The organism is Streptococcus sp. CCH8-H5 (assembly GCF_001556505.1).
Lineage (GTDB): Bacteria > Bacillota > Bacilli > Lactobacillales > Streptococcaceae > Streptococcus.
This window is the reverse complement of sequence record NZ_LSIZ01000099.1, coordinates 1-2,318: the sequence shown is the minus strand read 5'-3', so window position 1 is coordinate 2,318 and position 2,318 is coordinate 1. Positions and strand designations below refer to the sequence as shown.

Here is a 2,318-nt window from a genome sequence, read left to right as displayed (position 1 = left end):
TTGACGCAGTTGCCTCAGTTGAAGATACAGCTGCAGTAGGATCTGCTTGAGCTGTTGATGCTGTAGGCGTTTCAACTAAATCGGCAGAGCTCTCACCTGCTACCGTAGAGCTTGGTGTTGAAGATGAAGGTTCTGGGGATGTTACTTCATCAGCCTGAGCAATACGAGCAGCAAAGAGCGCTGTCCCTAGTAAGACTGAAGCGACACCAAACGAGTATTTACGCAATGAAAAGCGCTGGCGTCTATTGAAAATGTCTTTCATTAAAAGACCTCCTCTAAAAAGTTAGTTAGTTATAGGTACACACTTATAAAATTAATCCAATTATAAAAGTGAGTATACTATATTCTAACATTCTGACAATTAGCGGTCAAGATTTTTGTCAAAATTTTTTAATTTTATTTTTCAACTTTCTGATTATTCAACTACAAAAAGATTAGCAATATCAACCCAAAAACAACAAAACACCTTATATAACAATATTTATTAACACTTCACTCAATATAAAAATAATTATTTTATCGTTTTATTTTCTAATTAAAACGCTATTCCAAATCTTTTTCTGAACTTCTCTATGACATTAAAAAAACGAACATTCTCTAATAATACAATTATTATCGCACATATTTGTACGCTATTTCAGAGCATTAACTTCACTTTATCCTACTATTACAGTATTGACGAATCATAACAACTATTCAAACGATTCTCATATAATTACTTAAGAGTAACATATTAAACTCAAACATTCTCCCCAAAAAAGAAACCAGCAACTCAAATTGAACTGCTGGTTTACTTTATTTAAAACTAATAAGAGATTTGTCCGTCTCAATTAGATTAATCTTCTTTTTTACGACGATAGCCTTGAATTCCCAGACCAAGAGCCACAATCAGAGCAGAAAAGCCTGCTACTTCGACTGTTTGCTCTGTTTCTTCACCAGTTTGGGGAAGAACTACTTGTTTTTTATATAAAGCTACTTTTGTAGTAGCAGCCTGTGAAGCTGTCTTAACAACGATTCTCGAAGCTTCATTTACTTGTTTTACTTCTTCCGGTTGCGAAGATACCTCTGGTTTCTTTTCAATAGAAGGATGTTCTGGTTGCTGACTCTTGCTTGGCTTACTCGTTTGATTTAAAGGAGATTTTGGTTTATCTTGATTTATCGCTATATAGTATATAAGGGTATCCTCTCCAGAATTTTCAGGAATAATGGTGCTACCTGGCTGGATAGCTTTTCCAAACTTACTAGGATACTTAGGGTCCTGAAGGTAAGGTTTATAACCTGGAATATCCGGAACAACTGGTAGACCTGATTTGGTTGGGTCTGTTAGATTATTAGGATATTTTACAGATGAAACTTCTGGAAAGTTCAAATCTTTTGATTTGAGTAGTAAGCTTCCGAGCGGTTTGTAGATTACCGTTTCCTCAAGGTTTTCTTGAATAACTTTCTTAGTTGACACACTTGCTTTATCAGCATAATAGCCCTCTAAAACTTCTGTCACAACTGCATCATAGGTTGCTTTATTAGCTTTCCATACTGTTGACGAAAGTTCCTGACCAGTCACCATATCATATGTAACGGTGCGTGTCCATTGTGCAACTTGAACCTTGTCGCTTGGTGCCTTAGCATTTCCATCTGACACAACATAATGAACGGTCGCAGCAACATCTTTCTGCCACTGATATTTACTTGGATATTTTGGACTTAGTGGATCATCCGGGTTGATGACATCACCATCATGAGGATTCCTAGAACCTACTATTACAGTCCTATGTTTCAAAGTAACTCTCCATACTTGGACAACAGACGTATCAGTATCGTAGTGTGCTTGTTTTGGTAACTCATCAGTTAACAATTCATAACCACGACTTTCATAAAATGCAATCTTGTCGGCTGTAGTATATTCAATAATTTCACCTGACTTACCTGTGACACGATCACTCTCAAGACTTATACCAGTCGTTTGGTCAATATAAGTGATAGTCGCTTCTTGAATAGCCTTACGATAAACAACTGGGGTATCTTCTTCTGGCTTACTTGGGGTTATACTGAGAACATCAGTCTCATACCCTGAGATAAGTGGAGATAAGGTTTTGCCCGCCTTGGTTGGATTTTCGGGATCATTCTGATATTGAATTGTTGGTACACCTTGAATTTCTTTGCCATCAGTATCAACTGCAATAATCTTTCCTAACGGTTTATACGTAACTAATTCCTCAGCGTTAGGAGCTTCTGGTGTTACTTGAAGAGAGCCCGCGTGTCCTACATCTGCGATGTAGCCTGGAACCACTGGAACTGGCACACTGCCGTATCTATGACTT

The 2,318-nt window shown here is 37.4% G+C and carries 2 protein-coding genes; both read right to left on the bottom strand.

Going from position 1 to position 2,318, the window contains the following annotated elements; genetic code table 11:
• Positions 1-262, bottom strand: a 262-nt coding sequence (locus tag AX663_RS06085) for a YSIRK-type signal peptide-containing protein (RefSeq protein WP_156430770.1), incomplete at its 3' end; no start/stop codon positions are given.
• A 573-nt stretch (positions 263-835) separates the two neighbouring features.
• The coding region (locus AX663_RS06080) for a mucin-binding protein (protein ID WP_156430769.1) at positions 836-2,318 on the bottom strand (1,483 nt) is incomplete at its 5' end.